This window comes from Spirosoma endbachense (assembly GCF_010233585.1).
GTDB lineage: Bacteria > Bacteroidota > Bacteroidia > Cytophagales > Spirosomataceae > Spirosoma > Spirosoma endbachense.
In genome coordinates, this window is sequence record NZ_CP045997.1 from 4,327,432 (window position 1) to 4,352,202 (window position 24,771).

The 24,771-nt window shown below is 48.4% G+C and carries 30 protein-coding genes and 3 pseudogenes; 10 read left to right on the forward strand and 23 right to left on the reverse strand.

Annotation, left to right across the window (positions count from 1 at the left end):
• Positions 1-190: 190 nt before the first annotated feature.
• The gene (locus GJR95_RS42955; RefSeq protein WP_317167081.1) at positions 191-535 is read right to left on the reverse strand and encodes a recombinase family protein; all 345 of its coding nucleotides are present in this window, start codon (positions 533-535) and stop codon (positions 191-193) included.
• The gene (locus GJR95_RS42960; protein ID WP_317167082.1) at positions 525-806 is read right to left on the reverse strand and encodes a recombinase family protein; all 282 of its coding nucleotides are present in this window, start codon (positions 804-806) and stop codon (positions 525-527) included. Before GJR95_RS42960 ends, GJR95_RS42955 begins: the two co-directional genes overlap by 11 nt.
• A 229-nt stretch (positions 807-1,035) precedes the next feature.
• Between GJR95_RS42960 and GJR95_RS17400 the strand changes: the two genes are divergently transcribed.
• On the forward strand, positions 1,036-1,464 hold the full coding sequence (locus tag GJR95_RS17400; RefSeq protein WP_162387074.1) for an antitoxin Xre/MbcA/ParS toxin-binding domain-containing protein: 429 nt from the start codon (positions 1,036-1,038) through the stop codon (positions 1,462-1,464).
• Between the two features lie 3 nt (positions 1,465-1,467).
• Complete coding sequence (locus tag GJR95_RS17405; protein WP_162387075.1) at positions 1,468-1,935, forward strand: RES family NAD+ phosphorylase; 468 nt, start codon at positions 1,468-1,470, stop codon at positions 1,933-1,935.
• A 214-nt stretch (positions 1,936-2,149) separates the two neighbouring features.
• Here GJR95_RS17405 and GJR95_RS17410 read toward each other — a convergent pair whose 3' ends face one another.
• Positions 2,150-4,585 carry an ABC transporter permease gene (locus GJR95_RS17410; protein WP_162387076.1) on the reverse strand — a complete coding sequence of 812 codons (2,436 nt, stop codon included), beginning with the start codon at positions 4,583-4,585 and terminating at the stop codon, positions 2,150-2,152.
• A 544-nt stretch (positions 4,586-5,129) separates the two neighbouring features.
• Here GJR95_RS17410 and GJR95_RS17415 point away from each other — a divergent pair.
• On the forward strand, positions 5,130-5,459 hold the full coding sequence (locus GJR95_RS17415) for a globin domain-containing protein (protein WP_162387077.1): 330 nt from the start codon (positions 5,130-5,132) through the stop codon (positions 5,457-5,459).
• Positions 5,460-5,469: 10 nt separating this feature from the next.
• Here the strand turns inward: GJR95_RS17415 and GJR95_RS42820 are convergent.
• From GJR95_RS42820 to GJR95_RS42825, 3 genes and pseudogenes are all read right to left on the reverse strand, one after another.
• Positions 5,470-5,649: pseudogene (locus GJR95_RS42820) on the reverse strand (IS3 family transposase); the annotation flags it as partial.
• A gap of 22 nt (positions 5,650-5,671) precedes the next feature.
• Positions 5,672-5,956 (reverse strand): DDE-type integrase/transposase/recombinase, encoded by a 285-nt coding sequence (locus tag GJR95_RS17425; protein ID WP_262889813.1) that lies wholly within the window; start codon positions 5,954-5,956, stop codon positions 5,672-5,674.
• Positions 5,871-6,194, reverse strand: coding sequence for an IS3 family transposase (locus tag GJR95_RS42825; protein ID WP_162387079.1), 324 nt, complete (start codon positions 6,192-6,194; stop codon positions 5,871-5,873). The genes GJR95_RS17425 and GJR95_RS42825 overlap by 86 nt, the downstream gene beginning before the upstream one ends.
• Here GJR95_RS42825 and GJR95_RS42160 point away from each other — a divergent pair.
• Positions 6,149-6,367: a hypothetical protein gene (locus GJR95_RS42160; RefSeq protein ID WP_232541228.1), complete on the forward strand. Its 219-nt coding sequence runs from the start codon at positions 6,149-6,151 to the stop codon at positions 6,365-6,367. The genes GJR95_RS42825 and GJR95_RS42160 overlap by 46 nt on opposite strands.
• Positions 6,368-6,395: 28 nt before the next feature.
• Here the strand turns inward: GJR95_RS42160 and GJR95_RS17435 are convergent, their stop codons facing one another.
• From GJR95_RS17435 to GJR95_RS17460, 6 genes are all read right to left on the reverse strand, one after another.
• On the reverse strand, positions 6,396-7,412 hold the full coding sequence (locus GJR95_RS17435) for an IS110 family RNA-guided transposase (RefSeq protein ID WP_162387080.1): 1,017 nt from the start codon (positions 7,410-7,412) through the stop codon (positions 6,396-6,398).
• 349 nt (positions 7,413-7,761) lie between these two features.
• The gene (locus GJR95_RS17440) at positions 7,762-9,144 is read right to left on the reverse strand and encodes an IS110 family RNA-guided transposase (protein WP_162387081.1); all 1,383 of its coding nucleotides are present in this window, start codon (positions 9,142-9,144) and stop codon (positions 7,762-7,764) included.
• A gap of 214 nt (positions 9,145-9,358) precedes the next feature.
• Complete coding sequence (locus GJR95_RS17445) at positions 9,359-9,694, reverse strand: transposase (protein ID WP_162387082.1); 336 nt, start codon at positions 9,692-9,694, stop codon at positions 9,359-9,361.
• A 315-nt stretch (positions 9,695-10,009) separates the two neighbouring features.
• Positions 10,010-10,693 (reverse strand): MCP four helix bundle domain-containing protein, encoded by a 684-nt coding sequence (locus GJR95_RS17450; RefSeq protein ID WP_162387083.1) that lies wholly within the window; start codon positions 10,691-10,693, stop codon positions 10,010-10,012.
• 75 nt (positions 10,694-10,768) lie between these two features.
• A complete protein-coding gene (locus tag GJR95_RS17455; RefSeq protein WP_162387084.1) occupies positions 10,769-10,957 on the reverse strand; it encodes a hypothetical protein in 189 nt (62 codons plus the stop codon).
• Positions 10,958-11,384: 427 nt separating this feature from the next.
• Entirely contained in the window at positions 11,385-11,555 is a 171-nt protein-coding gene (locus GJR95_RS17460) for a hypothetical protein (RefSeq protein WP_162387085.1), read from the reverse strand.
• A 69-nt stretch (positions 11,556-11,624) separates the two neighbouring features.
• Here GJR95_RS17460 and GJR95_RS17465 point away from each other — a divergent pair, with 69 nt between their 5' ends.
• From GJR95_RS17465 to GJR95_RS17480, 4 genes are all read left to right on the forward strand, one after another.
• The gene (locus tag GJR95_RS17465; RefSeq protein ID WP_162387086.1) at positions 11,625-12,602 is read left to right on the forward strand and encodes a hypothetical protein; all 978 of its coding nucleotides are present in this window, start codon (positions 11,625-11,627) and stop codon (positions 12,600-12,602) included.
• A gap of 75 nt (positions 12,603-12,677) precedes the next feature.
• Entirely contained in the window at positions 12,678-13,031 is a 354-nt protein-coding gene (locus GJR95_RS17470; protein WP_162387087.1) for a TerB family tellurite resistance protein, read from the forward strand.
• Between the two features lie 385 nt (positions 13,032-13,416).
• Positions 13,417-14,373: an NAD-dependent epimerase/dehydratase family protein gene (locus GJR95_RS17475; RefSeq protein ID WP_162387088.1), complete on the forward strand. Its 957-nt coding sequence runs from the start codon at positions 13,417-13,419 to the stop codon at positions 14,371-14,373.
• A 126-nt stretch (positions 14,374-14,499) separates the two neighbouring features.
• Positions 14,500-15,270 carry an alpha/beta fold hydrolase gene (locus GJR95_RS17480; RefSeq protein ID WP_162387089.1) on the forward strand — a complete coding sequence of 257 codons (771 nt, stop codon included), beginning with the start codon at positions 14,500-14,502 and terminating at the stop codon, positions 15,268-15,270.
• Between the two features lie 490 nt (positions 15,271-15,760).
• Here GJR95_RS17480 and GJR95_RS17485 read toward each other — a convergent pair whose 3' ends face one another.
• The 4 genes from GJR95_RS17485 to GJR95_RS17495 form a co-directional block, all read right to left on the reverse strand.
• The gene (locus GJR95_RS17485; RefSeq protein ID WP_162387090.1) at positions 15,761-16,324 is read right to left on the reverse strand and encodes a plasmid pRiA4b ORF-3 family protein; all 564 of its coding nucleotides are present in this window, start codon (positions 16,322-16,324) and stop codon (positions 15,761-15,763) included.
• Positions 16,325-16,574: 250 nt separating this feature from the next.
• Positions 16,575-17,195 (reverse strand): transposase, encoded by a 621-nt coding sequence (locus GJR95_RS17490; protein WP_162387091.1) that lies wholly within the window; start codon positions 17,193-17,195, stop codon positions 16,575-16,577.
• Positions 17,196-17,226: 31 nt separating this feature from the next.
• Complete coding sequence (locus GJR95_RS42545; RefSeq protein WP_262889790.1) at positions 17,227-17,361, reverse strand: hypothetical protein; 135 nt, start codon at positions 17,359-17,361, stop codon at positions 17,227-17,229.
• A gap of 311 nt (positions 17,362-17,672) precedes the next feature.
• Complete coding sequence (locus GJR95_RS17495) at positions 17,673-18,554, reverse strand: IS110 family transposase (protein ID WP_162387092.1); 882 nt, start codon at positions 18,552-18,554, stop codon at positions 17,673-17,675.
• Between the two features lie 761 nt (positions 18,555-19,315).
• Between GJR95_RS17495 and GJR95_RS17500 the strand changes: the two genes are divergently transcribed.
• Positions 19,316-20,113 (forward strand): transposase, encoded by a 798-nt coding sequence (locus tag GJR95_RS17500; RefSeq protein ID WP_232541229.1) that lies wholly within the window; start codon positions 19,316-19,318, stop codon positions 20,111-20,113.
• Positions 20,114-20,133: 20 nt separating this feature from the next.
• Here GJR95_RS17500 and GJR95_RS42165 read toward each other — a convergent pair.
• The 7 genes and pseudogenes from GJR95_RS42165 to GJR95_RS17535 all read right to left on the reverse strand — a co-directional run.
• A pseudogene (locus tag GJR95_RS42165) lies at positions 20,134-20,548 on the reverse strand (transposase); the annotation flags it as partial.
• Between the two features lie 85 nt (positions 20,549-20,633).
• Positions 20,634-20,957 (reverse strand): NmrA family NAD(P)-binding protein, encoded by a 324-nt coding sequence (locus tag GJR95_RS17510; protein ID WP_162387094.1) that lies wholly within the window; start codon positions 20,955-20,957, stop codon positions 20,634-20,636.
• 18 nt (positions 20,958-20,975) lie between these two features.
• Entirely contained in the window at positions 20,976-21,761 is a 786-nt protein-coding gene (locus GJR95_RS17515; protein ID WP_162387095.1) for an SDR family NAD(P)-dependent oxidoreductase, read from the reverse strand.
• A gap of 119 nt (positions 21,762-21,880) precedes the next feature.
• Positions 21,881-22,258, reverse strand: a complete 378-nt coding sequence (locus tag GJR95_RS17520) for a SnoaL-like domain-containing protein (protein ID WP_162387096.1) — start codon at positions 22,256-22,258, stop codon at positions 21,881-21,883.
• A gap of 27 nt (positions 22,259-22,285) precedes the next feature.
• Complete coding sequence (locus tag GJR95_RS17525) at positions 22,286-22,750, reverse strand: SRPBCC family protein (protein WP_162387097.1); 465 nt, start codon at positions 22,748-22,750, stop codon at positions 22,286-22,288.
• Between the two features lie 41 nt (positions 22,751-22,791).
• Positions 22,792-23,517, reverse strand: a pseudogene (locus tag GJR95_RS17530) (SDR family NAD(P)-dependent oxidoreductase); the annotation flags it as partial.
• 210 nt (positions 23,518-23,727) lie between these two features.
• Complete coding sequence (locus GJR95_RS17535; RefSeq protein WP_162387098.1) at positions 23,728-24,519, reverse strand: SDR family NAD(P)-dependent oxidoreductase; 792 nt, start codon at positions 24,517-24,519, stop codon at positions 23,728-23,730.
• 83 nt (positions 24,520-24,602) lie between these two features.
• Here GJR95_RS17535 and GJR95_RS42830 point away from each other — a divergent pair.
• The coding region (locus GJR95_RS42830; RefSeq protein ID WP_394370004.1) for a helix-turn-helix domain-containing protein at positions 24,603-24,771 on the forward strand (169 nt) is incomplete at its 3' end.

Sequence of the window (24,771 nt, forward strand, 5' to 3'; positions counted from 1 at the left end):
ATCCCGCGTTGTCCAAAAATGGACAGTTACTGTACCGAAACGGACGGCTTATTGATTGACTGGTAAGTCTATATTGGAAGGATAAGCGTTTAAGCTTAGAAACACCTTTGTCTTACAAAAACGCTCCTAACTGAGACGAACGGAAGCTCGTTCATCTGCCTCTAAAATGGGGTAATTCATGAACCGACAGTTATTTCTCGCCCTGCCAGGCCAAGTACCGGTAAACTGTCGCTCGGCTTAAATGAAACAACTGACCGATCTCCAAAATCGTATGGGTTTTAAGCGCTTTCATAGACTTAACGGCGCGTGCCTTTGCTTGGGCTTCGGTAGAGAGTCCTTTCGGACGGCCGCCTATCCGTCCCCTAGCCTTTGCTGCGGCCAAACCGGCTATGGTACGCTCACGGATTAAATCCCTTTCAAATTCAGCTAAGGAAGCAAACAGGTTGAAGACTAAACGACCCTGTGCGATAGTAGTATCAATAGCGTCATTCAAACTACGGAAGCCGATCCCTTTGGTTTGAAAATCATTGATCAAGGTGAATAGCTCTTTTAGGGACCGGCCTAATCGCCGGGTGGCCGGTGCCATCCAGTTTCCAAACCATGACTGTATCTCCTTCTCGAAGAACCTCCAGCATCCTCTGAAGTTGTGGGCGTACCTTAGCTGAAGACACTTTCTCTTGAAATATCTTCTGACAACCGGCTTTTTTCAGGTCATCCAATTGAAGGGCTAAGTTTTGATCCTGGCCGGGCCGCCGGTGCGGTGGAAACGCGTGCATAACCAAATAACATATAACTATATGGCCCATAAAGCGCCCTCAAAAGTACGTGCTGAAATGTATTATTTTAAAGAGATGCGATTGATCGTCAGTTGGTTGCATTCTTTCAAATAGTATTCCTTTCTTTAAAGGGGGATCAAAGTTGAAAAGTTGGACTGCTTAGTAAAATCCATATGTTGCTGTATTCTTGCTACTATAAGTTTGTAAGAACTTAATCGGATGAACTTTTGTAGTTAACTTAGTGACAAAATTCATTCCTATGGCCATCACTTTGCCTTTCTTACCACCTAATCAAGCCCTGTTGCCCCGGCTCATGACTGAACAGGAGATTATCACCCGAAGTCGGCAAGGCGTGCTACGAGCGGAAGCTGACCGCGTAGCAAGATTAGTTGGCTTAACCGACAAAGAATTGGCCATGGCTTTAGGCTTATCAGCGTCTTATCTCCATCGGCTGAAAGTCGACCAACGCATCAGTCAGGATGCCTCCGAGCGACTGCTGCTGCTAGAGAACTTGCTGCTACACGCACTAGATACCTATGAAGGGCGCCCTTCAACTGCCCTCAACTGGATGCGCTCCCCCTTACGTGAACTAGACTACCAAACGCCCCTCCAGACATTGGATACCGTTACGGGCTATACCTTGGTAGACCGGGTACTAGGCCGTATTGACTATGGTATCTTCGGATAAGCTATGGCCATTGTTTATCGAGTGATGCGTCAGAAGTATGCCGCTCAACCCCTAGATGTTACCGGTACATGGCTCAATGGAGGCCGGTGGAATCCGCCGGGTGTTGGCATTCTCTATACGGCAGAACATCCGGCACTCGCTTTGGTAGAAATCTTAGTGCATATGCCTCAAGTCCCCTACGATGAGTTACCCGCTTACCGGTTGTTTAGTCTGGAGTTACCCCCTAACACTCAGCGAGTATTAGATGCGGCTCAACTCCCCCCCTATTGGCAGGAGAACACCTACAACCGGAGTCAGCTCATTGTGGCCGATTGGCTAGCTAAGCCAGATGTGTTAGCCTTGGGTGTACCTTCCTCGGTGATGCCATCAGGCATCAACTACTTATTGCACCCAGCCCACAATAGCTATGCATCTATCCGTGTGATTGACGAGAAGCCACTAGTTATTGCCCCCCGGCTATGGTCGAAGTAAGCCAAGTTAAAGCGCAATCCGTAATCTATAGCTTCATAGACGATCTACCAGAATGGACATTATCAAAGCAGAATCGTGGGTAACTCCATCCTGTCTTAGCAAATAGCTGTTCCTTAATTCGGGCATTTTATGAAGCAGATACAAACCCGTAAACCCCAAAAGGCATGACCGCTATGGGAATGCCTTTTGGAGTTGAACTTTAGTACATTTTCCTTTATTCGGCCCGTAAACTCTTTACGGGATTCATCAGCGCAGCTTTGAGGCTCTGAAAACTCACCGTCAATATGGCAATGCCAATGGCCAGAAAAGCGGCCACAACAAATACCCACCACGAAATAGCGACGCGGTAGGCGAAGTTGTCGAGCCATCGGCTCATGGCGTACCAGGCAATGGGCGAGGCAATCAGAATGGCAATGGCGACCCAGGCAATAAATTGCCGCGACAACAGAAACAGGATTTCGGCAATACTAGCCCCTAACACTTTACGAATGCCAATTTCCTTGGTCCGTTGCTCGGTTATGAAAACGGCCAGACCAAACAAGCCCAGGCAGGCAATAAAGATGGCCAGGGCCGAAAAGACCGTAGCGATGAGACTCGTTTTTTGTTCCGCTTCGTAAAGTCGGGCCAGCCGCTCATCTAAAAACGAATAGTGACATTGTTCCGTTTTTTCGAATCGTTGCCAGGTCTCTTCGATGTAATCAATCGCATTTTTTGTGGCATTGGGCTGAATTCGGATGGTTAAAATGCTGGTGGCTTGCCGGACGGCACTAAGGTGAAACACCAGCGGACGAACCTGGCGGTGAAGCGATTCATAATTGAAGTCTTTGATAACACCTATGATTTTATAGGTGTTAGAGCCGTTTACATCGACTTCGGTAAGTTCCTGATCTAACGGGCTGGTCGTATTAAATGCGTGAAGGGCTGCTTCGTTGATGACAACGGCAGTGCTGTCGGCCAGCCGATCGTTGGCGAAGAAGCGTCCGGCTTTTAACGGCACCGCAAACGTTTTTACGAAATCCGCATCAACATCCAGAAACTGGCATAAAACGGGGTTGCTGCCCGACCGTTTTCCCAACAAATAAGCACTTCCCGGAATACCGTTTGCAAATAATAGGGATGAGTTGCTGACCGATAGGATAGCTGGATTTTTCAATAACTCAGCTTTAAATGGTTTGAGCTTATCGCCCAGTGCTGCCCCATTGTTGATTGAGAGTAAGTGCTCTTTGTTGAATCCCAGATTTTTATGCTGAAGATACCCTAACTGGTTTCGGATGATGATCATGCCCAGAATTAGCGTAATGGATATCGAGAACTGGGTAATCACCAACAGGCTACGTAAGGAGGATTTTCTTTTTTGTACGCCCGATTTTAAGACCTCGACCGGCCGAAAAGATGATAAAAAAAAGGCTGGATAACTTCCCGCCAGCAGGCCTACGATGAGTGTAAAAGCAAGTAGCGCCGGAAGGGTATACGTATTGGTAAAAAGGGGTAGTGTCAACTGCCGACCGGCTATCTGGTTGAAGCCGGGAAGCAGGAGTTGTACCAAAAACAACGCCACAAGGACCGAAAGACCGGTCAGTACTATGGATTCGGTCGTAAACTGCCCCATTAGTTTTAAGCGACTCGAACCAATGGCTTTTCGGATGCCTACTTCTTTGGCACGCTTCTCAGAACGGGCTGTCGATAGGTTGACGAAATTGATGACGGCAATCAGCAGAATAAATAAGGCCACCACCGAGAAAATAGACACATACATACTGTCGCCAATTCGGGCATTACCCCACTCGGTATTGGGGTCGATATAGTATTGCCGTTTTGCGTGCAGATAAATGGATAATAAGGGTTGCATGCGATACTCAAATACATTGCCGCTGGCCAGAAAGTGCTGCATAGAAATGCCCAATGCTTTTTCGATCTCAGGCCCTAAACGGTCAAGAATGGCTTGCTGCATTTTGCGCTCGACCCGCGTAGGATCTACCCCCTCTTTGAGAACAATGTAAGTGGAGTAATTCCCTTGCAGCCAGTTTTGTTGGTTGACTTGGGGATAGGTCGACATCGACAACAAGAAATCGCAACGGAAATGCGACTTATGGGGAAAGTCTTTCATGACCCCCGTAATCTGATAGGAGTTTGTTCCGTCGACCAGAAACGATTTTCCCGTCGGGTTTTCCTGTCCGAAGTATTTGCTGGCCATGGTTTGGGTCAGGACAATGCTGTTCGGCTTTTTGAGGGCAATCGACGGATCGCCATGAATGAAGGGAAGCGTAAACACATCGAAATAGGTAGAGTCGGCCATGTAGATACTATTTTCTCTGAAAATCTTGTCTTTATACCGCAAATCGTGTACGCCAAAGTAGCCGATACGAGTTTGGGTGAGCACTTCAGGGAGCATCTGCACGAGTGTAGGGCCAGCCAGAGGTGCCGTCTTGGCATTGTTCGCTTCTTCGTTGTTAATCGAACTGTGAACGTAAAGCCGATACGTCTGGCTGGCTTTTTTATTGAATACGTCGAAGCTTAGCTCATCGAGAATGAATAGGAACAACATGATGGAACAGGCAATCCCCAAGGCAAGTCCGGTGATGTTGATGGCCGAAAAGCCCTTATTGATGAGCAGGTTACGGTAGGTTATTTTAAAATAATTTAGTAGCATAGCAGGCCCCAGTGAGAAAGAAGATGTATATGGTACTTAGAAGCGTGGTTTGGCCAATGGCCGCATCAGTTTCTCCGAACAAATAAAAGACCACTTCTCTAAATCAGCTCTGATTTGCGCCTGACATGTTTTTTATAGATTGCTAGTATGGATAATTGTCCGAATCTGGACACATGACATACCTAAAACGGACAGAAATTGTAGGAGGAAGTTAAATGTATACCGTTGACCGATGACCTATCAATGGTCAACTATGAACAATCTCAAAAAAGGCTCCCAACTGAGACGATAAAATCTTCATGCATCTGCTTCAAGATACGGGCGTTTCATTATTCACTCTGTCTCATTAGTTTGTTCTGTCTGCAAGCTTGTTTGGCGGTTTACTCCACACACCAACAGCCGATTAGTTCCCAACACACAAAGTAGAATAGTGGCTTAATTAAATTATAGGGAGAGGTTCCGGAAACGCCGGCAATAAATCCAGTAATGAAATACATTTTAATCGCAGTTCTGCTTATAACGGCTTCATAGATGACTCTAACCAATGCTGAGCGAGAAACAAATAGCCATTGTCAAAAAATCGTGGCGACTGCTGAGGGACATTGATCCGGCTCTGCTGGGCGATGTCTTCTACAGTCGACGGTTTATGGCCCACCCAGAGTTAAGACCTCTCTTTAAAGGCCCTCTGGAAACGCAATACACAAAATTCATTGACACGCTAAGCTTCCTGGTTAGCCAGCTTCATCGACTCGACGAATTTACCCGCGATGTGGCGGTTATGGGTCAGCGGCACGTGCAGTATGGTGTCAAACCATCCCATTATGATGACGTAGGTGAAGCGCTGCTTTGGACGTTTGGACTTGCAACAGTATAGTGGAGATTTTTTAGGCGGCCATTGAGGAAGTGTAAAAATAAGATTCTTGTTGACTGGGCGTGCGGTAATTCAATACCGAATGTTTCCGTCGGCGGTTGTACCATCCCTCGATATACTGGAAGGTAGCCAACCGGGCCGCTGCCCGCGTGGCAAAATAAGTATGGTTGACCATCTCGCACTTGAGGGTCTTGAAAAAACTTTCGGCAACCGCATTATCCCAACAGTTTCCCTTCCGACTGCTCCGGCAGCCCGGTCATACTTTCCTCAACCGGTAAGTCTTTCAGTTCGTCCCTAAATTCAGTGCACGCATATTGGATGCCACGGTCTGAATGAAACACGAGTTTACCACTTATTACTCTGTTTGTGAGAGTCATACGCCAGGCAGCTACACTGGTATCAACTGCTTTCATACTATCGCTCATGGCCCAACCCACCACTTTTCGGTCGGCCAGATCCAAAATCACGGTTAGGTAAAGCCATCCCTGACCAGTGGCGATATAGCGGGGCGGCCCGTGCCGTGATGTCTGACACCCACTTTTGCCCTGGTCTATCGGCCGTGAACGCCCTATTCAGCACGTTTTTAGCCGCGGGGTAGTTGTGATTTGATTCCGTAGTCTGTACTCGAAACTTTTTGTACATGATGCGACGAAGACCTACCTTCTTCATAAGTCTAGCAATGCGGTTACGGGATGCGTTCACGCCCTGCTCGCGGAGCTCATCCGCAATCCGGGCCACCGTGGCGCGGGACTGCCGTAACGAGATTGGCTTTTGCCATGCACTTGTCGGATGTGGTTGATCAGCTGATCTTGATTCAGTTTCCTGCTTCCAACTGGATATTTACGCCAATAATAAAAGCCACTGCTACTCACGTTCAGCACTTTACACATCTTCTCAACCGCGAATTCTAAGGTAAAAACAAGGGGTTCACATATAAATTTAACAAGCTGCTACTGGTAGGGTGTATGACTGGATTTTGACGTATGGAGTTCCTCTTTGCACAACTGCGAACACACGGCTGATCAATTTATTACGAACCCCATTCAGAGCCACCAGCTTAGGTTTTCCTTCGGCTAGTTTCCGGTTATAATAAACCGAAAATTCATTAGGTGACTGAATGGCTGACGTTGCTCCACTACTTAATAAAGACTTCAACTTCATATCACCTATTTTGCTCAATCGACTCCGCCCACGAACGCTGCTGCCGGAGGTGTAGTCAAAGGGAGCAGTGCCGGCAAAACAGGCTAGCTGTCTCCAATTTTCAAAGCTCTTGAAACAGTGCGTATGCACTAGTAAATAAGCCGCCGTTTGTAAGCCAATACCGGTTACCGAAGTGGCTAGCTGATACGTCTTTTGTACCACCGGATCTTCAGCAATCACTGCCTGCAGCTGCTTATCCACCAAACGCACGCTAGCCATCAGTTGAACAACATGTTTTTGGCTATCGCGGATAATGCTGGTACTGAACTCTTTATCCACAAAACTAGCTAACTCGTTGGCCGCTACTTCTAATGCTACTTTATTCTTGACTAACCGTTGGCGGTAAGCCAACAGATGCTGAATTTTGAGCAACGTCTTGGACGGCAGCTGAGAGATCTTGATCTCATCGCGATACAGATAGGCAAACCGGGCCAACATCACGGCGTCCGCTTTGTCATTTTTAGCGCGCTGAATGCCCATTGACCGTTTCACGTGCAGCGCCGATTGCAACGAATAACTGAGCTTATGCTGAGTGAAAAAGCAACACAGGGGAAGTGCATAGATGCCGGTATGCTCTAGACAAAATAGTAAGCCGGTAGGACCACCACGCTGATGCACCCAGGCTAACAATTTACGAAATCCAGAAGGGCGATTCTCAAACTGCTGATGAAGCGAGGGGTCAGTCGCTGAAACGTACAAGGCTGCATCAATTGTCAGTTTAGAAACATCAATACCTACAAAGGAAGTAAATGCCATAGCTAAGATTGGAAAGGGAGTTAAAATACCGCGATTGGAGTTAGCTAATACCTTTATGAGGCCCTGACGCCTACCATTCTAATTGGCTCCCATCCAACCAAACAGTGCCGGTTCTAATTCGCGGTTGAGGTCGTTAACCTAGCGGCGGACCAAGTTCACCGGCACTGCTGGTAGTATCTGAAAATATAGGACTTTTACAGACAGGCAAAGCTAAAGGCGGCGGACCGTGGAAAATTGATTGGCATGTTCCTCTACAAATCGGAATACCTCCCACGGTCCGCCGCGCGGTCGCCCCTGGAGAAGATGCCGGGCATCGCATGCTGACCGCCTTCTTCTGTACAACTGATTTTCATCCTATTGAAAGTGAGTGTTTTATCAGTAGCCTTTCTAACTCTTCTTTGCTCAATTGAAGCGCATGCAGCTTCTTGTCCAAATGCTTTAGCTTCATCGCCCGCTGCTTCTCCTGGTTCTGCTCCACTCGCTCTTTGTGATATGCTTCCCCTTTGGTGAGCATGTGCCAGATGATCACCGCCAACTTGCGGGCTGTGGCAATAATGGCCGCAATTCGGCCTTTCTTGAACGCAATGCGCCGGAAAAAGGGTGTTAACTCATGATCTTTTTGGTTACCAATCGAATTGGCCGCCTGACGCAACGATTTGGCGATGCTACTCCGACCCGATGGCCGACGGTTACTAATGACTTTACCCCCACTCACCTTATTATTGGGCACCAGACCCAGCCAGCTGGCAAAACTTTTGGCGTTGGGGAATTTATGGATGTCATGGCCCAGACTGGTCAGCAAACAAAAGACCGTATTGTAGCTAATGCCCGAGACGGCAAACAGGTCGGTGCGGAAATATTGGTAAGCCAGTTGGGAGAGATTAAAGTCAGGGGCATGTTTGCCCGCTCGTTTGCGATGGGTCTTTAATTGCTTCTTTTCCTCAACCGATACCTCCACGGGTGGGGCATACTTGACTAGAAACGCTTCGATGACTTTATCGCATTCTTTGACCTTACTTTCGTAGAGCTGGTTAAAATCCAGACAGGCTCGTAACTCAAAAAGCAACTCCTCCCGCCACCAGCCTTGCAGCGCATCGCCAATCTCCTGACGGGACCGCCCGGCGGCCCGGTTTTTGACCCGAGCACTCACCAGCGCCACTAAATAATCCGCTTCCCGATGGCCTTCCAGAATGGCCTCAATGACGGCCATACCGGATTGACCGGTGATATCATTGAGCACCACATCCAGTCGTATATTCATTAGCCGCAGTGTCTTTTGCATCTTATTGGAATATCGGGCCGACTGCTGAACCAGATGTTGGCGATGGTAATAGTAAGTTCGTAACTGCTGGAAGGTATCGCTTAGCAGTAAACTACCCGATAGCAGGCCCAACGAGTGTAGTTTTTGAATCCAGATGCAGTCAATCACATCGGTTTTACGACCCTTCACATTTTTAGTCTGGCTACCGCTTACTAGCAACACCTCAAAGCCTGCCTGCTGAAGGGCCGTGAACAAGGTCTGCCAGTAGCTGCCCGTGCTCTCCATAGCAATGGTGGTGATGCCGTGCTGGTGTAAATGGTTAATAAGTTGCTGATGATCCTTGGTGTAGACCCCAAACTCGCGCACGTGATCTTTGTTCTGATCAACAGCAACCAGATGGCTGCGTGAACCCACATCGATGCCAGCGGCATGCGAATGGATAATAGTAAAGGAGGTTTGGCTGTTTCCCATAGTGCATTGCTGATTAGTGACTTCTGGGAGTGCACGGGGAAAGTAAGAATTTTCTGTACGGGATTCGTCGAAGCGATCACCAGTTTATTCACACGATGCCTTTTGATTAGAAAGGCATCGTGTGCTCCAGCCCAGATTTTAGGAAGGACTCGTTGGGTACCAATGAAAGCGGGGGGCTTGGTTCAGAAAGTCGGGCAAAGGTAGGGCTTACGGCTTATAAGGTAAGTTGTAGGGGGCTATTCAACAGCGGGGTGCGCTGTACACTGATTTTAATATATCGCGTGGCTTCGGCCATCCGATCCATCTGAGCTTCTCTGAGCTCTCGTTGTAGCCTTCTGATCTGTTGCTGTTCGTCAGTAGGTGTAGTAGTTGCAGGCAGAATTCGATCGTTTTTTTTGTGGCGTTGTCTCCATTTGCTGATTCGTCCCGGATCGATGTCTAATTCGTGGGCGGCTTCATGAATCGAGCCTTTTGCATACGATAACTCGACCGGTACGCCGGGGCGGGCCATTTCCTTGAATGCTTCGTCAAATACACGTCGTTTAATCATGGTCAAATTGAAGTTTGCCCCCAAATCTGCCTAAAAAAAGTCTCCAGTCAACTGTAGCAAGTTCAAGTGGCACTTGTTGAATTCATTGGTGATCTCTCAAGAGAATCCCGTATAGAAAAATCCTTCAATAAATGAAAGCCAATGTCCTTCAGGTTTTCATTGTCCTCTATGTTCGATTCTATATGACGTACTATCCAGTTAAAGGAAGATGGTCCAGTTGCTGAAGGATTCGGGTTACCAGGCGGTTGAGTGAGATCCGCTTTACTGGGTTCACAAAAGGTTGTTTGGGGAAGTTAAACCAGTCATAGATGGCCGTTAGTTAAGCGGGAATAACGGTGATTCCAGGCTCCGTAAGCTCGTGTTTTGGATGAGGCCCAGGATAACCAGGCCAACCAGGAGTGAAATAGCCGTTAACAGAGACACATTCAGCGATCCGCCAGCGGCCAGCTGGTGGGCTTCCTTCACGGCACTCTGTCCCGTTTTAGTCTGTATCTGTGCCAGTTCATGGACCGATTGAATGCTTTGTTTAAACAGGGTTGCCCCCCGCTCGCTGAATAGCTGACGGGCTACTGCCCACTTGCCAGTGGCCATCAATTGCTGAATCAACCCTTCTACTTGTTTACCCTGCGCCCAGTTTTGTTTAAACGATTTTAACCAGATTGCCTCATCAGCGGTTAGTTTCGTTTTTTCGTAGTGGCCGATCCGGTTCGCAATTTGCTGGTCATGCTGTCTCAGGTATCTAACCAGAACAGAGCCAGACAGGGGCGATTGGGTCAGGAACTGATTGTCCAGCACCAGCCGCTTGGCGTGTAAGCTTTCACTGATGTGTACTAAATCAACGGCGGGCTGTAAACGATCCCTATATAGGGAAGCCATGGTTTGGTCCATGTCCTGCACGGCATGTTTTAGGCTTGTGGCTGTGAATAAGATAACCAGCATCAGGCTCAGCAAGAGCCCGGCGGCCTTGAGTTTTTGTTGACCAATGAACGACCATTTCATGATTTCTATCTGTTAAGAAGAGAGGTTTAGTTGAAAGTATTGCTGTTTGTCGCCCTTAACTGTACGTTTAGTGCGTCAGACTGCTTCGGCCGGTAGCGAAAAAGAGGCTTTTTGCCAGGGCTTGTGATACCGGCACCAGCGCAGTAACTGGATTCGCTCCCCTGGCGACAGATAGAAAAGTAACTTGCGGAGTTCTTTACGGAAGAGTGTTTTGTCAAAGCTTACTTTCTGTAGAACGCATTGGCTATAGTCAAACCAGGTCATTTCAGCAGGCGTTTAGTGAGTTAGTACTGAGTTCAGATTAGGTTTTTGCGATGACAAGATCATAGGTTTAAAAGTGCTGTCGCCTTTACCCTGGGAGTATTCGGCGAGGCTCGAATCCGGGACCTATCCATCGTCGTTGGAGACGGGCGTTTAAGGGAAAGCCAGGAACAGACTTTTGGCTCACTATTGGTCGGTTGCCGTCGCCGATGAATTTCAGCCGACAGACTAATCAGAAATACCATACCGAAAAAAAGAAGGTAGCATACCGGCAGCCAGCGGCTGGAGTCCGTTTGTTCATGCGAGAACATTAAATCAAGAGCTTGCATACTACTTCCCGTTTAACTGATTGATGAATCACTCTACGAATGGTTTGTTTCCCTATTGGTAATGGCTTCACTCTTACCATTAGTCCAGTCGATCCTAGGGCCTAAATACCCAGCCAATCGAGTCGGTAATCACTATCTAGCATTGGCGGTAAACCCTGCTTTTTCAGAAAAGACCAGCAATAGGTGTAGCACACTATAGCACCAATCCCAACCAACAGGCTGATTAGCAAGCCACTGTTACTAAAAATGGGTTTCTCTATGTGATAGTCCATAATCGCTAAATTTGGTTTTGTTAGTATCTGATTGTAAATTTACAACTGTAAAAAAGCAAATGCAAATTCATGACCTATATTAGTGCTCAACCTGAATTATCAACGTCCTGGGAGGACATCTGCTTTCCCGTGGAGCCGCTGCTACTGAGTGATCTGTTACCCGATTATGATATTATTGCTACCGACCGGCAGAAGTTAATCGTTGGTCAACTGGCAGGGGGACGTAAAACGCTGTTTGGTATCCAGAGTGCTGACTACACCATTATTCCCAACCGGGCCATTCAGGAAGTAGTCGACGAATTGATTCCAGATTACCAGCTTCTGATTAAACACACCAATACCGGTGAGTTCAGCATTAGTATTATCCTGCCCACGTCTGTCTCTGTCGGCAAGGAAGAGCTTCAGCGGAGCCTAACGATTACCAACAGCTACAATGGCAAAACGCCCTTTGGCATCCAGGGCCAATCGCTGACGGCCCTATTGGATCCATTGACGCATTTAGGCAGTAGTGTGTACCGGAACGTTTGTCAGAATGGTCTGTTGGGCTGGGCCGATTCCTTTACGGACCTTCCAGCCTATCAGACCTGGCTGGGGCATTGGGCAAAGGGGCCACAGAAAGTGCCCGCCACTAAGACCCCAGCCGCTCCCGCCCGCCCGCAGCGGTTTACGACTGACATTCGTAAACTCCATCAAAGCGCCATTACCATTCCTCGGTTTCAGCAGCAGTTGCATACGCTTTTGCTAGAACACCTGACCACCGGCACTACCCTGACTGCCACCGTGTACGACCACTTCCAGCTGACAAACATGGCTGGCAATCATGAAAACGTACTTCGACACCTGCCCCTACCTGTTCAGTTAATCAAACAGGCACGCGAACGGCTGCGGCTGGAGGAACGGCTGCTGAATTCGCCCCCCTCCTGCTGGCTGTTGTACAACGCCGTCAATTACGCCCTGTTTACGGCCCGCAGCAGCTTGACGCTCAATGACCGATACCGCTTAGACGAGCGCGTGTTTCATCACCTGGCGGCTCAGGCATACGCCTGAACTTAACATATCCATGGCACGACACCTACCCGTCATGAAACCGAAGTAATAACCAACCTCTTAACTCGACCGATTATGTATTCCCCTGATGTTGCGATGGGTTTAGGCAGTATCGTCTATGCCCTGTGTAAACTCGACGGCCGGCTCCACCAGCAAGCCACTAAAGTAGCTTGTGAGCTGCTGGCCGAATGGCCCTATAGTGACTTGGCGATTTGTGCGATGTTCTTGCGGGACAATGTGGGCGAACCCGCCGAGGAATCCTGCGCGTTTGGCCTGCGTCGGATGGCAGCCAAGCGTGTCGAGCTCACGAAGGAAACCAAAAAACGGTTCGTTACTATTCTGCTGCGCGTGGCGCGAGCCCACGAAGGAATTTCTCGGGAAGAACTGGCCTTCATTCGTCAATTTTGGCGGGAACTGCAACGTATGTAAGTGGGTAATCGGCTCACTTTCAGTCAATACCATGTGCCGGGCTGATCTCGCAAAACAAGCTCCGTCAAATCTGCTTGATGACTTATCCTGAACATTATTAACTAGTTGGTTCCGATGACAATTAGTGACCTTAGCATGGATTAGCAGGAGGAAGTTTTAAAATATATCCTTTCATAACTGTTGAGGAAACCTTTTTATTCTTACTTAAGCGGCTTAGGCCGTTTTACTATCTGTTCACTATAACCAGTCACCTACGGTAAGTCTTGTCCTGATTTAATTTTGACGATTAAATGCACATCGCCACAGCAACATAATGGAAGGGATTTACTAATTTACCCGGAATGCATCTATAAGAAGCTAGCTACCTGATCAAATCCTTTTCCCAATGCGCGTAGTAGTTATTGGCGGTACTGGGCACGTGGGTACCTTTCTCATACCACGCTTAGTTGAAGCTGGCCATCAGGTCATTTGTGTTTGTCGCCAGCAGAGGCAACCCTATCAGCCTCACAGGGCCTGGCAAACGGTCGAATTGGTATCCTTGGACCGTAGCCAGCTTGACGAGCAGGACAGGTTTGGTCAAGCTATCGCTGACTTGAGTCCACAAGTAGTCATTGACCTGATTTGTTTTCAGCTCAACAGTGCTCATCAACTGGTCAGCGCTTTACAGGATCGACTGGAGCATTACCTGCATTGTGGGACCATGTGGGTCCATGGCCACAGTGTCGTCGTACCTACCGACGAATCACAGCCACGTCACCCCTTTGGCGAGTATGGCATTCAAAAAGCAGCCATTGAAGATTTTCTCTTACGAAAAGTCGATCAGAGACGCTTTCCGGCAACCATACTTCACCCTGGCCATTTGGTGGGTCCGGGCTGGCTTCCCATTAATCCGGCCGGAAACCTTAATCCCGTCGTGTTTGATCAGCTTGCCCAGGGCCAGGAAGTACTCCTGCCTGATAGAGGCATGGAAACGTTACACCATGTGCATGTCGACGATGTGGCCCTGGGCTTTATGCAGGCGCTGACTCATCGGGCTCAGGCTGTGGGAGAAAGTTTTCATATTCTGTCGGCTAACGCGCTAACCATGCGCGGCTACGCTGAAGCAATGGCTGCCTGGTATGGACAACTGGCCCGGTTGCGGTTTGTTCCCTGGGAGGAGTTTTGTCAGCACGTATCGACTCAGGATGCCAGTTTAACGTGGGACCATCTGGCTCACAGTCCCCATGGCAGTATTGAGAAAGCCCGCCGATTATTGGCCTATAACCCCCGGTATAGTTCGTTGGAGGCTATTCAGCAAGCGCTGAGTTGGTTAAAGAAGCAGCCAAACCCAGACCAGGAGTAGGGGGAATGGTCAACCACTAAGTAATCCAATCTGGTGAAGGTCTGAAAGTGGCGCCGGTTTGGGAAAACTGTCGCTCAACCCTATGGATCGCAACGCCTTTTAAATGAAAATCAAAATCCCCGGAAGATGAAAAAAGGATTGTCTAAATGGATCGTTTCTTCGCTGATAATTTCGGTCTTGTCGGCTTCAGGTAATTGCTATGGACAGGCAGCCGCAAAAACTAAGACGATAATACTTGTTCACGGTGCATTTGTGGACGGTTCGGGATGGCAGGAAGTATATCACATTCTTGCCCGGCAAGGGTACAGGGTAGCGATTGTCCAGCATCCAATGACCTCTTACCAGGCTGACGTAGCTGCGGTAACCAGATTAATTGATCAACAAGACGGTCCTTGTGTCTTGGTTGGGCACAGCTATGGGGGTGCTATTATAACGACCGCCGGAAATAACCCGAAAGTCGCCGGACTGGTTTATATTGCTGCCCATGCCCCTGATGTAGGAGAGACCGAGGCCGACAATGGAAAAGCTTATCCGCCTGCCTATAAGTCGTTAATCAAAGGAAGTGACGGCTTGGATTACATTGACCCGGGCATGTTTTCAACTGATTTTGCGCCAGGTGTTTCCAACGAAATAGCCGGCTTTATGGCAGTATCGCAGCCAACAATTGCCGATCAGGCTTTTCATGCGGTTATCCAAACTCCGTCATGGAAAACAAAACCCGTTTGGTATATGGTGGCAAAGTCTGACCGGATTATCAATCCGGACCTGGAACGGATGTATGCAAAAAGGGTCAAAAGTATTAAAACTGTCGAGGTAGACGATGCAGGCCACTGCGTTTATATGACTCATCCGAAGGAAGCCGCAGCATTGATTGTTTTAGCCACCCAGGGTAAATAAGCCAACGACTGCAATGAGTCGTTGTGTATGACAGTGACAAAGTTTGATACAACTATTTGTCAAGCTATGTCTGTATAATAATCGCCAGTTTTTTAATTGTCTTTTATAAGGATTGTTTACCAGAAGTTTAGCTATAGTCTGCCTCAACAGTCAAACTCAGCCATAAAATAAACTTGAAATTGTACTATTTATCATTAAAAGGCTTGAACAGTGCTAACCTTCCCCTTATTGATTAAGTATAATTTGGAATTTCTCTATTGTCGTCCACGAAAACGCTTGAGCAAATGAACGCTTATTATAACCAGAAATGATAGCTTAACTCTTAGCTCCGATGCTTGAAACCGTTCACGAAAGGCTGCGTTCATTGGTTATCCCCTTCAACTCATAGCTGGAAAGGTTATAAACCCAGCGATTCTTTCAGTACAATTCGGCAGTTAACAACTACTGAATTGAAAACATGAGACTCAATTGGATAGAATCCGTTGAGTGCCTACAAATGAAAAAAGTTGATTAATTGCTGATTGACCGTTTGTTGGTCGAACTTCTTTTCATTATAAGCCTCACCAAGCCATGCCAGCATTTCCTGCCGCTCGGGATGTCGCTTGTCTTTCACAATGCGCAGCATTTCATAAAAACCAGGAATACCACCACAGTCCTCGGGTGGACAAGCTAACTCGCCACCGGTGCAGACGGGGTACAGTATAGCGGAATCTCCCACAAGCCTTTTCTCCATGTCAATGGCGTGAAGCCAACTATCACCGAAATCGTACGTGTAGTCAATCGTTTGATTCGTGTCATTCAGTACGCTTTCCATCGTAACCGACGCTTCATTAATCAACTCATCACCATAGTCATCATCTAATTCATCCAGCAGTGGGCCAATACGTAGACCTGGCAGGGTAAATTCGTGAAGATGCGAGTTGGTCCAACCCATCACAATTTGGATAATCTTATGCAGGGCTTCAAACGTAGTGGTCTTCTCCACTAGCACCTGGCGCCAGATGAGTGGTTTCGTGCCAAGCAGGCTGATTTTAAGCTGAATGATATTGTCCATCTAAGTAAGGTTACTAAATGAGCAGTTCCAATTTACGATAACTTGATGTGTTAACTGAACGCACTTGTGCAATGCTTGTGCAATAGCTTCACTATACTAGCACATAGAAGGAGCCAGCACCCTTAGTGCCCTGTTGCTTCACCCAGTGTATATCGTCAGCCCAAAGTGGACAAATGCGGGTGAAAAGAGAAGAGATACTTTTAAGCACTTTGTAAGCGCTGAAAAATATGACGGCACAGATTTCCATGGTCTATGCAAGCGCTGGTGTATAATTTTTGTCATATTTCTGACCACGATGGACTACCGAACAGACCCGGTGAATTAGCTTGTTGCGAATGGCGTTCAAAACGAGCATTTTATTCTTGCCTTCACCGACTTTACGTTGATAATAATCCTGAAGCTCACCTTTCACGCAAATAGCTGACATAGCGCCTAAATGGAAAAGCGTCTTCAGCCGTTTTCGAGCATGCTCATTAACTCGGGTTTTACCGCGAACGCTACTACCCGATCGGTACTCGAAAGGTGCTACTCCTGCGTGACAAGCTAGCTTTTTAGGATCATCAATGGCTTTAAATTCTTCTGTGGCGACCAAAAGCTCAGTAGCTGTTGCACCACCAACACCCGGCACGGAAGTTATTAAGTGAAACAGCTGTTTCAGATGATCATCTGCTTCAATAAGCTCCATAATTTGTTTGTCAACGTTTTTTAAATCAATCTTAATCGCGTTGAGCCAAGCTTGACAACTCTTGATGAGCTGTCGTTGAAGACTCGGTTCAATAAAGCGTTGTTGTTCTTTAATTGGCTGTTGCATTTGCTGATGCACTAGCAATAGCCGCTGGCGAAGGACACTTAAAGCCGCTAGTTTTTGCAAAACGGGGCGGGGTGGCTGCCATAAATGAAGTTTATCCCGAAAACGGTATGCGTATCGCACCGGCGACCCGGTCGGCAATCCGGATAGCATCAATTGAATCGGTCTTACCCCGTTGTAGACCGCCTGCTTTCTTGATTTGCAAACTACTCTCCAGCCAAATCGGCAAGTGTATTTTGTAAAGGGAAGGGAGCCGCAAGGCTCCTGACCTATCCGACTATTGTGCTCATCTTTTATCTTCCCGCGAATTCTAAGCTAAAAACAAGGGTTTGCCGTAGAATTTTAACAAGAAACTGCTTGCCGATACTCTACCTGATTTTTGATGTAAGGCGTACCTCGTTGGACGGCTGCGAATACGCGACTGATCAACTGCGCGGGCAGCCCCGTTATTGCGCACCCCATTTAGAGCGACTAACTTAGGTTTGCCCTCAAGCGGTCCGCCGCAGCGGGATCTTTCGGTTATAGTAGTCAGCAAACTCGTTAGGCGATTGGATAGCCGCATTCGCTCGGCACCGGCCGCCCGGCATTACTCAGCAGCGCTTTCAATTTCATGTGCCCAATTTTACTCAGCTTACTCCGTCCACGCACGCTGCTGCCAGAAGTAAATTCGAACGGAGCAGTACCTGCAAAACAGGCTAGTTGGCGCCAGTTGTCAAAATTTTTGAAGCCGTGGGTATGGACCAGTAAATAAGCTGCTGTTTGTATACCGATACCGGTTACCGAAGTGGCTAGCTGATAAGTCCGATGTACTTCCTGATCTTCAGCAATTACTGCTTGAAGTTGCTTATCCACTAGACGCATGCTGGCCATTAGTTGAGCAATATGTTTATGACTATCCCGAATAATACTGGTACTGAACTCTTTATCAACGAAACTGGCTAATTCTTTAGCCGCTACTTCCAAAGCTACTTTATTCTTGACTAACCGCTGACGGTAAGCTACCAGGTGCTGAATTTTAAGCAGCGTCTTAGACGGCAGTTGAGAGGGCTTAATTTCATCGCGATATAAATAGGCAAACCGGGCTAACATTACAGCATCCGCTTTGTCGTTTTTGGCTCGCTGAATGCCCATAGACCGTTTTACGTGTAGCGCCGACTGGAGTGAGTAATCCAACTTACGCTGGTTAAAAAAGCAACATAGGGGAAGGGCGTATATCCCAGTATGTTCAAGACAGAATAGCAAGCCGGTATGATTACCATGCTGATGCACCCAAACCAGGAGTTTACGGAAACCCGAGGGGCGGTTCTCAAACTGCTGATGAAGCACAGGTTGAGTTGCCGATACATACAAAGCCGCATCAATTGTCAGTTTAGAAACCGCCGGGCGGCCCCGATCAATGCCCACGAAGGAAGTAAATGCCATAGTTAAGGTTGGAAAGGGGAGAAAAGTCTATAGATCTACCATGATCGGATACCGCTAATACCTTTAAGAGGCCTGGTTGCCTACCATTCTAATTGGCGCCTATCCAACCAAACAGCCCCGGTACTACTTCGCGGCCGACGCGGCGCGGGAGAGGTCATTAACCTAGCGGCGGCCTGAGTTCACCGGAACTGCTGGTAAGGTCGAGAAATATAGGACTTTAATCGAAGGTCAAAGCTAAAGGCGGCGGCCGCCATTTTTTCCGACTGGGTCATGTGATGGTATCGATTAGTCGTCGGCCTTGAGCCGCGGTGGCCTTTAGGTTTGTGACATGGTAAGAATCTAAGAATTAGCTAGCTTTCAAAAACATCAGAGTGGGCTTCCCTATCGCGGTGGCTAGGTATAACCTATGGTCCGATTCAGGTCCCGCTCTGTTTTCTTGCCCCCGACTCGAATAGAAATGTGGGACTCCAGGCCCGTTAGTAAGGTATTGAGACTAGGGACAAGTCTATTGCTTCATCCTTAAATAACAAAGCTTATGCAGTTCTACTATTTCATTGGCATTGACGTATCGAAAAACACACTCGATTGGGCTGTTTACACCTCTTCTGGCTTAGTTGGTCAATTTCAATCTGACAACTCGCCTAAGGCAGTTAGCAAGGTCGTTAAACAGTTAATTGCCCTGCCTCAGTTTACTCTAACCACCAGTATTTGCTGCCTAGAACATACCGCAACGGCGGACCGTGGGTATTTACAATGCTCATGTGTTAGAAGTACTCTATCAAGAAGGCTTCCCCATATGGTTGGAGGCGTCAATCCAAATCAAACAAGCCGGTGGTTTACAAAGGGGTAAGTCGGATGCCATTGATGCGGTCCGCATTGCTGAGTATGCGTATCGGTTCCGAGACCGTTTACGCATCTGGCAACCGACTCGTTCAGTTTTGAAACAACTTACTGAGTTAAGCCAGCTTCGCCACCGTTTGCAATCAGCTATTAATCAGCTAGCCGTTCCTTTAACGGAGCAAAAACGTTTTGGTGACCGAGCGCTTCAGTGCCAATTAAAAAATCATTGTGGCGACTCACTTAAGGCGCTAAGAAAGGATCTTGAGCAAGTGGAAGCCAGTCTCAAAAGCTTGATTCAGCATGATACGGAATTGAAAACACTTTTTAGCCTTCTTACGTCTATACCTGGCGTGGGCACTATCGTCGCTACTGAGATAGTTATTGCCACTGACGAATTTAAAGCCATTACTGAGCCCAAGAAACTAGCTTGCCACGCTGGTGTAGCGCCCTTTGAACATCGTTCAGGCAGTAGTGTCCGGGGACGCACCCGCGTTAATCATCACGCTCGAAAATCATTGAAAACTTTGCTACATCTAGCTTCCATGGCAGCTGTTAAAAGTAAGGGAGAGTTGCAAGTCTATTATCAACGCAAAGTCAGGGAGGGCAAAAATCGTATGTTAATTTTAAACGCTGTCCGAAATAAGCTCATTCATCGCGTTTATGCCGTTGTGCGCCGGAATGAAAAATATGATAAAAATTATACGCCAGTCCTTGTTTGAATCATAGAAATCGGACCACCTTTTTTTAATACCCTATTTTCTAGGCTCAATTCGGCTACTAGTTGTTTGAGAGCCTCATTTTCGGACTTGATCGATTGTACTTCAGGAGCGGTAGCTTCGCGGGTTGTATCGCCAGCCAATCGCTTTTTGCCCGCTTAGAGAAACTCTTTACTGCTTCGGCAGTCCGATCCACCGATAATAGATGTTGGTATTAAGTCCTTCCCGTCGACAAATCTCGGCTACTGATTGTTCGCCTTGCAATCCTTCCAGCACAATGCGAATCTTTTCTTCAGCGGTGTATTGCCGTCGGGTTTGTCCCGCGCCGACGTCCGGCTGAATGTCTTTGATGATGGATAGCGCTGGTTTGCGCTCGGGGGAAGTGGCTTGAGCCGTCTTGGAATGACTAGACGGAGATTTTTTGGTTGAATTGGACATAACCAAGGTGATTTGAGTGAAACAACCGGGTCGCCGGTGCGATTACTGAATTGTCTCTTCTCATTTTCACCCATTTTGTCCACTTTCATTTGACGACGTACACTACAATATGCTCGTTGTACTGACGCTGCTGGTCATGCAGATCGGGCGACAGCGTATCACCGGGCGTCAGCACAAAGGCGGCTTTGGCACCAGCAAACACGCGATTCATAAACGCCTGATCGAGCAGAGAGCCTTGCCATAATTCGGCTCCCTGCTCGGCCAGATCCTTCAGCTTATCGGTATGCCTGGCCACCGCCCTTATGCCGACATTGGCGTTTAGTAGCTGATGAGCCACAACCCTACCCACCCGGCCAGATGCACCCAGAACAACAATCGGTTGCTGGACAGACTTCAATTCATCGTTCATCCTCAGGTTCGTTGCTGGTCAGCGTTTTGTCCAGAAGGGTGCTCCTTTTAACATGGTTGATTCGGTCGCTACGCCGTTGCCCGACACGACAAATACGTTGCCTTCGTCAGAGGTGGGCCATTGGTTGGCGAAGGCCACAACGGCGTCGGCAACGTCTTCTTTCGTCTGGGCCTGGGTCATTCCGGCCACGAAATCGTTTTCCGAAACGCCCAGGAAGGCTGCATAGTTAGGCACTACAGCATCGCCCGTACCGGTATTCTTCATCAGTCGCCACGGTACAAGGGTCAGGAAGCGCAGACCAAGTCCCAATCGATTCGAGGCTAGCTGGGCGTAGTTAGCTAGAAACATCTGCATCCGCTTAGCTCCCGCATACCCGCCCGAAATGGGTGACCCACCGATGGCCGCCCCACTGGATATGAACACAATTAGGGTGCCCGCTGTCGCAGGCGTTTTCAGGGCATATTGGGTTAACAGATACGACGCTTTCACATCGGTATTCCAGTTGGTGCTGAAGGTCTCCCAGTCCAGTTCAACGACCGGTTGTGAAGGTGGCATTGCTCCGCCCGCCAGGATCACCAGATCGGGTGCCCCCCGAAAAACGGTTTCGATCGTAGCGGCATCCGTCATATCGGCCTGTAGCGTGCGTGCGTTGGGCCATTTACTGGCCAGTTCGGCGAGCGATTCGGGATTTCTCGCGACGACAAGTACCTCGGCACCTTCTAATTGAAGAGCATCGACAATGGCAAGACCGGTGCCCCGGCTACCACCAATAACTACTGCTTTTTTACCGTTTAGATTTTTCATAAACAAGATGCGTGATTCACTCAGCACGTGGTATGTTATGGATTGTTTTTTCGTCCTGGAAGACACATGTCTCCATGATGCGAATTGGTTTTGCGGAGGGTATTGATTAGCGCATTTTTCTAATAGAAGAATTGCTCGACGACAATCTGTCCGTCTTTCACTTCGTATACCATGAGTTCCTCAATTTTTACCCGGCCAAACCCTTCTACGGTACTATCAAAGCTCCTCCCTACTGCAAAATGATTGCCGCCTAGAACGGGGTGGGTAGTATAAGCGCTATGAAATTCCTGTACCTTTTTCACCCAGTTTTCCCCCTTTTCGCGGACGGCAAGTTTACCTACTGCATTCTTAAAATAGGGGGAGTTGGGGGGTTCGATGCTTCTCACCGTATCCGCAAAAAGCTCGTCGTGAATGTCAAACCACTTTTCTTGCTGGGCGAGCTCGTCAAATCGAGCTACAACTTCCTGGGTTGTCAGTGCTGTTTTATTTGGAGTCATTTTGGGTTGATTTTAGCTTGATTTCAACTAGTTCAATTCACCTTTGGGCAATGACTTACCAGGTTGCCCTTTACCTGCCGTGAATAACTTGTACAGGCTGCCATCGATGAAGTACGTCCAGCCTCTTGTGCAGGAGTTGTAGCATTCTACGTCGGGCACCAGTCCCTCATGTGTAAACTGAATCTGTGTTTTGTCTCCTGTTGGGGTGATGTCGAATTGGATGGTTGTACCTGTCCATTCCTGTTTATCCTGGAAACTGGTAAGGTTACTGTCCGTAACCAGCCATTTAACTTTTCGGCCCGGAATAAGCTCCACTACCTTTTGCATCGACACGTGGATGCCAGGAAAGTCGACCGTGAATTCATCATTCACGTTTTGTGAAGTCCCTTCCAGCTTCTCGGTCCACCACTGGTCAACGTTGTTGATCGTATTGAATACGGCCTCCGGGCTTTGGTCCACCAATAGCGATGTGGTGTAATTGGATGTTATCATTATTGGTTTCGTTGTTTTTCGGGTGGTAAAAAGTGGAACGCTCAATTCAGCAGGCTCTCCATGCCGAATGCCGTCAGGAACTGGTCGTATTCCTGTTTCACAGAATCGTTTGCACTTGCTGTAAAGCTGCCAGCAACGGGGTCAACCACCGTCCGCAAGGGTCGCCCGCCGGCGGGGGTGTCAATCAGGCTAAGGATCGCATCGGCAACCAGTTGCGGGTCTGGTATCAGGGTGGCAAACAACTGGGCAACACCGGCCCCCATCTGCCCGGGAACATGGGCCAGATCGCCATAGCCGGCAATGACGGTTGCGTCTGAACCGGTAACTATTTTGCCGAAAATCTCCGTTGGGAAAGCGCCGGGCTGCACCATGACCACATCCACCCCTAGCGATCTCACTTCATAATGCAACCCTTCGGTCAGTCCTTCAACGGCAAATTTGGCACTGTTGTACACCGTCTGGAACGGAACCGAGAAGCGGCCCGACACACTTGACATATTGATGATCAATCCTTCTTTCTGCTGTCGCATGTGGGGTAAAACGGCCCTGATCAGGCGCCAGGGACCTTTCACGTCCACGTCCATTACGCTGTCGAGATCATCGTCAGTGAACGTTTCCGTGATGCCGGTCGCGTAAAGTCCGGCATTGTTGATCAGCACATCGATACGGCCTTCCTTTTCAAGGATGGTAGCTACCGCATCGGTCACTGACGTGCTACTGGTAACGTCGACATCCAGCACAGTTATCCCCGCCTGTTGCACCAGCGCCTGTGCCCGATTGGCATTTCAGCCGCTTACGTCGCGCATTGTCGCGTAGACACGATGCCCTGAAGCCGCACAACTGTTGGCTGTGAGCCAGCCAAAACCACTATTGGTGCCGGTGATTAAAATAACTTTTTTGTTCATGTTTTTTTGATTGATAAATGATGTAGTCGTTCCCGGGTTTCCAGGGCTCTGTTCGTTAAGTACGGGTATTGTTTAGTCGGCAATGGCTCCTAGACTCATGTTTACCACGGTGCCCATCATCGCACTTGCGTTGTCAGAAGCCATGAATACCGCCACTTCGGCCATCTCCTGAAGCGAAGGCAAGCGCTTTCGATGCGTCCGCTCGGCAACCAACTGCTGAAATTGCTCGCGGGGCATGTCGTACGCCCTGGCGTGAAGGCCGAAGACTTCTTTTATCGTGTCGCTGTCCGGCATTCCGTGTGTCCGAATGCCAAGCACGCGAACACCTTTTGGCCCCACTTCGACTGATAGATCACGGATTAGTGCTTCTTCGGCGGCCATCGCTACGGCGACTCCGCCCATGAGGGGATTGGCAACCCGGGAGGGCGTTGATGTAACGGTCATGATCACCCCCGAGCCTTTCGCAGCCATTAGCCGTCCGGCCAGTCGTGCGGTTATAAAATTGGCTTGAAGGTGTGTCTGGATGGGCGCCATAAACTGATCGAGAGCCAGGTCGGTGAGTGGAGTACCCTGTAAGGTGGTGTTACGCAGTCCGATCGCATTGAATGAAATGTCAAATCTACCTGCTCGTTCGATCACCCGATTCAGGTGCATCTCGACGGCTCTTTCGTCCAGCGCATCGACCCGGGCCACTTCGGCAGAGCCTCCAGCGGCATTAATTTTTTCGGCCAGTTCGTCCATTCCTGTCAATGAATGGCCGGTCAGAAAAAGCGTCGCCCCCTCCCGGGCGAAGGTCATGGCGAGGGTACTACCCACCGCACCGCTAGCCCCGTAGATAACTGCTACTTTGTTTGTTAACAACATCGTTTTTAGTTGGGTTACTAATTTCTACTTGTATTGCGTGATTAGATTGTTATCTGGCTTAAATTTTGCTCGGTATGGTTTTGATGAAACTTCATACGAATGCCGCCTTGACCCAAAAGCAGCGACAAGAAATCAAACGACTCTATCAAACCGGAAACTACACCTATCCTGCACTGGCCAAACAGTTTGCTACCACTCGCCGGACAATTGCGAAATGGGTCAAACGAGACACGACCACCGATAGGAGTAGCG

What these genes read in the sequence shown, in the direction of transcription:
- GJR95_RS42960 (WP_317167082.1), bottom strand. Translation starts at nt 806, where the DNA reads ATGGGCCATATAGTTATATGTTATTTGGTTATGCACGCGTTTCCACCG.
- GJR95_RS17400 (WP_162387074.1), top strand. Translation starts at nt 1,036, where the DNA reads ATGGCCATCACTTTGCCTTTCTTACCACCTAATCAAGCCCTGTTGCCC.
- GJR95_RS17405 (WP_162387075.1), top strand. Translation starts at nt 1,468, where the DNA reads ATGGCCATTGTTTATCGAGTGATGCGTCAGAAGTATGCCGCTCAACCC.
- GJR95_RS17410 (WP_162387076.1), bottom strand. Translation starts at nt 4,585, where the DNA reads ATGCTACTAAATTATTTTAAAATAACCTACCGTAACCTGCTCATCAAT.
- GJR95_RS17415 (WP_162387077.1), top strand. Translation starts at nt 5,130, where the DNA reads ATGCTGAGCGAGAAACAAATAGCCATTGTCAAAAAATCGTGGCGACTG.
- GJR95_RS42160 (WP_232541228.1), top strand. Translation starts at nt 6,149, where the DNA reads ATGCGTTCACGCCCTGCTCGCGGAGCTCATCCGCAATCCGGGCCACCG.
- GJR95_RS17435 (WP_162387080.1), bottom strand. Translation starts at nt 7,412, where the DNA reads ATGGCATTTACTTCCTTTGTAGGTATTGATGTTTCTAAACTGACAATT.
- GJR95_RS17440 (WP_162387081.1), bottom strand. Translation starts at nt 9,144, where the DNA reads ATGGGAAACAGCCAAACCTCCTTTACTATTATCCATTCGCATGCCGCT.
- GJR95_RS17445 (WP_162387082.1), bottom strand. Translation starts at nt 9,694, where the DNA reads ATGATTAAACGACGTGTATTTGACGAAGCATTCAAGGAAATGGCCCGC.
- GJR95_RS17450 (WP_162387083.1), bottom strand. Translation starts at nt 10,693, where the DNA reads ATGAAATGGTCGTTCATTGGTCAACAAAAACTCAAGGCCGCCGGGCTC.
- GJR95_RS17455 (WP_162387084.1), bottom strand. Translation starts at nt 10,957, where the DNA reads ATGACCTGGTTTGACTATAGCCAATGCGTTCTACAGAAAGTAAGCTTT.
- GJR95_RS17460 (WP_162387085.1), bottom strand. Translation starts at nt 11,555, where the DNA reads ATGGACTATCACATAGAGAAACCCATTTTTAGTAACAGTGGCTTGCTA.
- GJR95_RS17465 (WP_162387086.1), top strand. Translation starts at nt 11,625, where the DNA reads ATGACCTATATTAGTGCTCAACCTGAATTATCAACGTCCTGGGAGGAC.
- GJR95_RS17470 (WP_162387087.1), top strand. Translation starts at nt 12,678, where the DNA reads ATGTATTCCCCTGATGTTGCGATGGGTTTAGGCAGTATCGTCTATGCC.
- GJR95_RS17475 (WP_162387088.1), top strand. Translation starts at nt 13,417, where the DNA reads ATGCGCGTAGTAGTTATTGGCGGTACTGGGCACGTGGGTACCTTTCTC.
- GJR95_RS17480 (WP_162387089.1), top strand. Translation starts at nt 14,500, where the DNA reads ATGAAAAAAGGATTGTCTAAATGGATCGTTTCTTCGCTGATAATTTCG.
- GJR95_RS17485 (WP_162387090.1), bottom strand. Translation starts at nt 16,324, where the DNA reads ATGGACAATATCATTCAGCTTAAAATCAGCCTGCTTGGCACGAAACCA.
- GJR95_RS17495 (WP_162387092.1), bottom strand. Translation starts at nt 18,554, where the DNA reads ATGGCATTTACTTCCTTCGTGGGCATTGATCGGGGCCGCCCGGCGGTT.
- GJR95_RS17510 (WP_162387094.1), bottom strand. Translation starts at nt 20,957, where the DNA reads ATGAACGATGAATTGAAGTCTGTCCAGCAACCGATTGTTGTTCTGGGT.
- GJR95_RS17515 (WP_162387095.1), bottom strand. Translation starts at nt 21,761, where the DNA reads ATGAAAAATCTAAACGGTAAAAAAGCAGTAGTTATTGGTGGTAGCCGG.
- GJR95_RS17520 (WP_162387096.1), bottom strand. Translation starts at nt 22,258, where the DNA reads ATGACTCCAAATAAAACAGCACTGACAACCCAGGAAGTTGTAGCTCGA.
- GJR95_RS17525 (WP_162387097.1), bottom strand. Translation starts at nt 22,750, where the DNA reads ATGATAACATCCAATTACACCACATCGCTATTGGTGGACCAAAGCCCG.
- GJR95_RS17535 (WP_162387098.1), bottom strand. Translation starts at nt 24,519, where the DNA reads ATGTTGTTAACAAACAAAGTAGCAGTTATCTACGGGGCTAGCGGTGCG.